Below are 270 nucleotides of genomic sequence, written 5' to 3' on the forward strand. Positions count from 1 at the left end.
GCAGCAAGACGCCTGCCACGCCAAGTGCAGCGCCGGTAAGCATGGCCGCAAGGAGGCGTAACAGGCGCAGCCTGATAATGATGTTATGGTCGAAATTGCGCGGGTCGAAATCGACAAAAGCTTGCACGACCGTCAGGGGAGAAATAACGCGCGCGCCCGTGCCCAGGTGTGCAATTGCGCCCATCACCAGCAGCAGCGCAAAGAGCAGAAAAGCCAGTGACGTTCGCATCATGATTTTTCTGCGACCTGGCGAAACGGCATGAAGAACGG

1 protein-coding gene is annotated in these 270 nt (G+C 57.8%); it reads right to left on the reverse strand.

Annotated features, from left to right (window positions below; all coding sequences use genetic code 11):
* Window positions 1-270: iron chelate uptake ABC transporter family permease subunit (locus ACPYOJ_RS35475; protein WP_481420407.1), on the reverse strand; the 270-nt coding region annotated here is incomplete at both ends.

The sequence above is a fragment of the Rhizobium sp. SVR5-9E genome (genome assembly GCF_056755095.1).